4 protein-coding genes are annotated in these 6,735 nt (G+C 45.1%); 2 read left to right on the top strand and 2 right to left on the bottom strand.

Translation table 11 applies throughout. The features are described 5' to 3' along the window. Nucleotides 1-386: 386 nt before the first annotated feature. Both recR and O9332_RS07410 read right to left on the bottom strand, forming a co-directional pair. On the bottom strand, nucleotides 387-977 hold the full coding sequence (gene recR, locus O9332_RS07405; RefSeq protein ID WP_043999193.1) for a recombination mediator RecR: 591 nt from the start codon (nucleotides 975-977) through the stop codon (nucleotides 387-389). A 266-nt stretch (nucleotides 978-1,243) separates the two neighbouring features. After that, the gene (locus O9332_RS07410) at nucleotides 1,244-1,777 is read right to left on the bottom strand and encodes a DUF4330 domain-containing protein (protein ID WP_002737551.1); all 534 of its coding nucleotides are present in this window, start codon (nucleotides 1,775-1,777) and stop codon (nucleotides 1,244-1,246) included. 278 nt (nucleotides 1,778-2,055) lie between these two features. Here O9332_RS07410 and speA point away from each other — a divergent pair, with 278 nt between their 5' ends. Then, nucleotides 2,056-4,098, top strand: a complete 2,043-nt coding sequence (gene speA / locus O9332_RS07415) for a biosynthetic arginine decarboxylase (RefSeq protein WP_288024620.1) — start codon at nucleotides 2,056-2,058, stop codon at nucleotides 4,096-4,098. Nucleotides 4,099-4,172: 74 nt separating this feature from the next. After that, complete coding sequence (locus O9332_RS07420) at nucleotides 4,173-6,188, top strand: ribonuclease catalytic domain-containing protein (RefSeq protein WP_288024622.1); 2,016 nt, start codon at nucleotides 4,173-4,175, stop codon at nucleotides 6,186-6,188. Nucleotides 6,189-6,735: the final 547 nt, after the last annotated feature.

The following is a 6,735-nucleotide window of genomic DNA, read 5'->3' on the forward strand; positions in this document are numbered from 1 at the left end:
ATTTTGAGGGGGTCAATTACCTAATTTTCAGGGAAAAAGTCCCTGAATTTCCCCCTGATCACTCCCATATCTGGTACTTTTTGAGGGGAAAAAAGTCCAAAAGTCTTATCCAACAAGGTTTTTAGATTTATTCAGCAAGCCCTACTTAGGGTTTGCGGCAAAAAGTACGGGCGAAGCATTCGGATAGAAAATCTACGTTTCACCGATAGGTTATTGCCCGAATGCTTCGCCCCTACAGGACACGGGCCGATGAAGACGCAAGGTGTTGAAGCACGATTCTTTCAAAATCTTGCACCTGTTTCACGAGAAAAGCCACAAAACCCTTACCTTGCCTACATTTCACATTTATTCAGCAAACCCTACTTAATCCCAACCTTGGCGAGATTTTACAATTCCCGACGACCTTCTAAAGCTCTCGCTAAGGTTACTTCATCAGCGTATTCCAGATCGCCGCCCATGGGCAACCCAAAAGCGATACGGGTAACTTTAGTGAAGGGTTTCAGTAAACCCCCGATATACAAAGTCGTGGTTTCTCCCTCGACACTGGGACTGATAGCTAAGATAACTTCCTGAATTTTTTTCTGGCTGACTCTGGTGACTAAAGACTGTATATTTAATTGATCCGGTCCAATCCCATCCATAGGCGAGATAACACCGCCCAAAACGTGATATTTGCCCGAATATTCCCTAGTTTTCTCCAAAGCAATCACATCTCTGGAGTCAGCTACCACACAGATAGTCCCCGTTTCCCGGTTAGGATTGCGGCAAATTTCGCAGATCGGTTCGGCCGAAAGATGAAAACAAACCTGACATAATCCTACTTGTTTTTTGGCTGCCACGATCGCCTGGGCCAATTCGATCGCATCTTGTTCCGGTCGTTTGAGAATATAGAGGGCCAGACGTTGAGCGCTTTTGGGTCCCACCCCGGGTAATTTTTGTAACTGCTCGATCAAACGAGCTAAAGGCGGTGTATAAATAGCAGTTAATCCTCTTATCAGTTTTTTAGCCGTCAGGAGTCGGTCGTCAGGATTCAGGAGTCGGTCGTCAGGAGTCAGGAGATTGGTTTTATTTATAGCGTTTCCTGTTGGCAAGAGGTACATTGTCGATGGTGAAAAGCTTAATCAGCAAAGGTTTAACTGTGCCACACAGGCGTGAGAAACGCTATATTCTCCCTGCTCCCTAGTTCATAATTAATAATTCATAATTCATAATTCCCCACTGTTTACTGCTCACTGTTTACTAACTAAGACCTTTTTGGTAAACGGACATCGATAACACTGGTGTTGAAATTATAATTATCTCCTTCTAACTCGATTAAAGTGCCAATTTTCACCTTTTGACCGCCAACAACCGCACCAGTATCAGTAACTTCCGCTTGACCACTGAGAGTCATAATCATATCTTGAGAATAGTTTTCCGTGCGGGGATCGGGTAGGACTTTTACACTACCATCCGGCTGCGGAACTAAGACATTTCTCGATAAAGGTTTAACATTTTTTATATCCACTTGACCAGCCGGTTGATTACGAATAACAATATTAGTTTTCTTCTCGGTATTGAATTGATTAATCAAAGCATTGGGATTGAGAACACTTAAACCCCGGACAATAACATCCACTTCTATGGGTTCTTTGGTAACTTGAGCGATCGTACTTTTACCACTTGTCCCCGGTACAACAAAAATACCGATAATTGTCAATAAAATTACTAAGGCCGCTCCGATATCAAGCAAGCTAAATTTACCGAATAAACGTCCTTTTGAGTCTAATAATTGCATAAGCGGTTCACTATAAAATTTTGGGGAGAAGGGAACAGGGGAACGGGGTGATGGGTAGGGTTGATTCATGAATCAACCCTACTATGAATCAACCCTAGGGTGATGGGGGATGGGGAGAAAATACAAATAATCTCCTATCTCCTGTCTCCTGACGACCGACTCCTGAATCCTGCCTCCTAACGGCTAGTAAATTCTATCACGATCGGAATCTTGGTCGCAGACAGGAAGTCTGACTTAAGATAGAAGATCGGAGTCTCACACGGAGCGATCGATAGACAATGGCGGGTAAAACTCAACTTAAGAAACTAGAAAAGCAATTATCTCCAATCGATCTGACCCCTTCTGACGGTAACAACCTCGAAAAAGTTGCCCCCGTTAAACATTGGTCGATCGAAGATAGCGAAAATCTCTATCGCATCCAAGGCTGGGGAGAACCTTATTTCTCGATTAATGCCGCAGGAAATATTACCGTCTCGCCTCAGGGAGAAAGGGGCGGTTCTTTGGACTTATACGAGTTAGTTTCGGCGATTAAGCGGCGAAATATCGGTTTACCCCTGTTAATTCGGTTTAGTGACATCCTTGAGGATCGGATCGAGCGCCTGAATGCCTGTTTTAACCGAGCGATCGCCCGTTATAATTATCCCAACGTCTATCGCGGTGTCTATCCGATCAAGTGCAATCAACACCGTCACATCGTCGAGTCTTTAGTGCGTTTTGGTAAACCCTATCAATTTGGGCTTGAGGCTGGTTCAAAACCTGAGCTAATGATTGCTTTAGCTACCCTAGAACCTGCGTTAAACGGCAAAAATGACAAAACACAACCATTGCTAATTTGTAACGGCTATAAGGACAAAGAATACCTGGAAACTGCTCTTTTGACCACTCGTCTCGGTCATCGGCCTTTGATTGTCATCGAACAATTGGAAGAATTATATTTAACCCTGCGCGTCAGTCGTCAGTTAGGAATTGCCCCTCATTTGGGAGTGCGTGCGAAACTGGGGACAAAAGGGGTGGGCCGTTGGGGATGTTCCACCGGAGACCGGGCAAAATTCGGTTTAACCGTCCCGGAAATCTTAACGGTGGTGACGGAATTAGAACAAGCGGGGATGTTAGATTGTCTGCAACTGCTGCACTATCATATCGGGTCGCAAATCTCCGCTATTAGCGTCATTAAGGATGCCATTCGCGAAGCTAGTCAGATTTATGTGGAATTAGCGAAATTAGGGGCAAATATGACCTATCTCGATGTGGGGGGTGGTTTAGGGGTCGATTACGATGGCTCAAAAACTAACTTCTACGCCTCAAAAAACTACAATATGCAGAATTATGCCAATGATATCGTGGCCGAGGTCAAGGAAGCTTGTGAAGATGCCCAGATTTCACCCCCGATTCTCATTAGTGAAAGTGGCCGGGCGATCGCTTCTCATCAATCGGTGTTAGTCTTTGATATCTTGGGAAGTAGTGAGGTTCCCCAAAACCCTCCCGATCCCTGCAATGGGAAAGAACACCTCATCCTCCGTAATCTCTGGGAAACCTACACGGGTATCGATGAGCGCAATTATCAGGAAGCTTATCACGATGCGGGACAGTTCAAAGAGGAGGCGATTAGTCTGTTTAATTTCGGTTATCTCAGTCTCAAGGAACGAGCTAGAGCCGAACAATTGTACTGGGCTTGTTGTCACAAAATTCTGCAAGTGGCCCGACAACAGGATTATGTTCCCGATGACTTGGAAGACTTAGAGCAAATTATGGCCTCAATTTATTATGCCAATCTCTCGGTTTTTCAGTCAGTTCCCGATAGTTGGGCGATCGATCAACTATTTCCAATTATGCCGATCCATCGTCTCGATCGAGAACCTACCCAAAGAGGGATTCTCGCCGATTTAACCTGTGATAGTGACGGGAAAATTGCCCAGTTTATCGATTTGCGCGGGGACGTAAAATCAGTTTTAGAATTGCATCCGTTGGAGTACAAAAACGGTAAACATTCTCCAGAACCCTATTATCTAGGAATGTTTTTGGTGGGTGCTTATCAAGAGATTATGGGCAATTTACATAATCTTTTTGGCGATACTAACGTGGTACATATTCAGATGAGTCCCAAGGGATACGATATCGAGTATCTAGTCAAAGGAGATACGATCACGGAAGTATTAAGTTATGTGCAGTATTCCGCAGAAGACCTGTTAGAAAGAATTCGTCTTCGTTGTGAACAAGCTTTGCAGGAAAATCGCATGACTGTGGAAGAATCCCAATTACTCCTACAGGATTATGAACGCAGTTTGCGACGTTATACCTATCTAGTGGGTGGGGATTGTTGATTGCTCTTGCCGATCGAGTAATCGATCGAGGATGATAGAAAATAGACAAAATAGATAGGCAGTAAGGGGAAGCAGTGGAAAAGGGAACGCTGGTAGAATTTCGAGTTCAAGGAGAAAGGCGCTTAGGGGTGATCGATCGCCCAGAAGGTAAAAAAGATTGGATCGTCATCGATCAAGGGGGAAACCCGCATAAACTGCGTCCCCAACGCTTCGATTACATTATCAAAGCAGGTCCGTCCAACTATATGGAGATTGGCAATTTTCTGCGGGAAGTCCAACCCTATCTAGATGCTAGTGGTTTAGAAGTGGCCTGGGAATTATTAGCCGGGGAAAATCAGTTAGTCACTCCCGAAACCATGGCCGAGATTCTCTTTTCCGATCGCAGTCCGCAGTTTTGCTATGCGGCCCATTGTCTCTTGAGTGATGATAAAGTTTATTTTAAAAATAAAGGGGATGGTTACGAAGCCCGATCGGAAAATCAGGTAGAGGAAATCAAACACCAGCTAGAGGTGGAACAACAGCGTCAACGGGAAAAAAGCCAATTTCTCCAACGTCTCCAACAGGCCCTGGCCAGTGGAACGGTAGAATGGTCAGAAAGCGATCGAATTCGTCTGGAATCTCTAGAAAAATTTATCCTCCAACCCGAACAAAAATATCCAGCAGCCATGGACATACTCTCGCTGCTGGGCCGTTCCCAAACCCCCGAGGCTGCTTTTGAATTGTTAGTCGATTTGAAATGGTGGAGTAGTCACGAAAACCTTTTCCTGCGACGCAGTTCCTACCCCGTTCAATTCTCGAAAAAGGTACTTGATGTGGCGCGTCTTAATTTACTCAATCCCCCTGCGGATGCGGATGTCAACAATCGTCTCGATTTAACCCACCAAAAAATTTATACCATCGACGATGAAAGTACCGAGGAAATCGATGACGGATTATCGGTGGAAATGCTTGCGGATGGTGGTCATCGTCTCTGGATCCATATTGCCGATCCTAGCCGTTTAGTGCTTCCCGATGATGAATTAGACCTAGAAGCGCGTCGTCGCAGTACCAGTCTTTATCTTCCCACGGGAATGGTTCCCATGTTTCCCCTAGAGTTGGCCGCCGGTCCAATGAGTTTGGTACAGGGTAAACTTTGTCCCGCATTGAGTTTTGGGGTAATCCTCGATGAAACGGGGGCGATCGCCGATTATCGGATCCATCCTAGTACAATTAAACCTACCTATCGCCTCACCTACGAAGATGTGGACGAAATGTTACATCTGGATCTGCAGCATGAACCGGAAGTGAAGATTCTCAACCGTTGGGCCAAACAACGCCACGCATGGCGCAAATCTCAGGGATCGATTAACATCCAAATGCCAGAATCATCGATTAAGGTGAAGGATAACGACGAAATTATCGTAGAATTGCAGGAAGTTTCCCCATCTCGGCAATTAGTCGCGGAAATGATGATTTTAGCTGGAGAAATCGCCGGTCGCTACTGTCAGGAACACGAGATCCCCGTGCCTTTCCGCGGACAACCACAACCGGAATTACCCCCCGATGAGGAGTTAATTTTACTACCTGCGGGCCCGGTGCGTTCCTGTGCCTTGCGTCGCTGTATGCCGCGCAGTGAGATGACGACGATTCCTAACCGTCATGCTAGTCTGGGATTGAATACCTATTCCCAAGTAACTTCGCCAATTCGCCGTTATACTGACCTTTTGACCCATTTTCAACTAAAAGCCCATCTCCGGGGCGATCAACTGCCTTTTACCCGGGATAGAATGCAGGAAATTCTCTATAGTGTCGCTAGTTCGGCCCAAGAAGCCACCTCGGTGGAACGACAAACTAATCGTTATTGGAGTTTGGAATTTTTGCGACGACAGGGAGATCAAGTCTGGCAAGCTTTGGTTTTACGCTGGCTGCGGGAAGAGGAAAATTTAGGCTTAATTTTATTGGAGGAATTGGGGTTAGAATTACCCCATCGTTTTGAGCGTTCGGTATCTTTAGGCGATCGCTTTCAAGTACAAGTTAGTCGCTCTGATCCCCACCGCGATGAGATCCGTTTTCGCGAGTTATCGGGTTTTGTCTCCTCCCAAGCAAGTTAATCTCTCGCGGAGTCAGTATTCAGGAGTCGGGTGATAGGGTGATAGGGATTTAGGGGTTTAGGGAAATTTCAGCCAAATGCTCCACTCCCCCACTACCCCACACCCTGCCACCACCGAAAAGCTTTTTGCCGCAAACCCTAAATAAGGTTCTTCGGTTTGTTTTATGCAAAGGAAAGGATTGCCAAAGATGAAATCCTTATATAGAAAGGCATTTAGCGATTTTTATCAATTGATTTTGATATAGAGCGAACTAATCAATTAAGTCTTTTGCCAGATAATAATTTAGTCCATTTATGCCACCCTATCGAACTATACCAAGTAACGAAGAAACGTCTGTTTTTACCTATAATGTCGGCTTGAAGGAACCCTCGGTTTCACCTCGGAGATGAAAAGCTGACCAGCATACAACAGCGAAGCACGACTAAGAATAACTCTAATCTATAGTTGCCAATTTAATTTTAGTATGCTAGAGTAGTTTGCGTGGTAGGTCGATAACGCAAAATGTTTGTTTTAGAGTACAAGCTTAGAGGAAAACCATCTCAATATC

This window comes from Microcystis sp. LE19-10.1B (assembly GCF_027530565.1).
In the GTDB taxonomy this organism is placed as follows: domain Bacteria; phylum Cyanobacteriota; class Cyanobacteriia; order Cyanobacteriales; family Microcystaceae; genus Microcystis; species Microcystis aeruginosa.

Bases quoted from the DNA above. Each gene is read 5' to 3' on its own strand.
- O9332_RS07410 (WP_002737551.1), bottom strand. From the start codon at position 1,777: ATGCAATTATTAGACTCAAAAGGACGTTTATTCGGTAAATTTAGCTTG.
- speA (WP_288024620.1), top strand. From the start codon at position 2,056: ATGGCGGGTAAAACTCAACTTAAGAAACTAGAAAAGCAATTATCTCCA.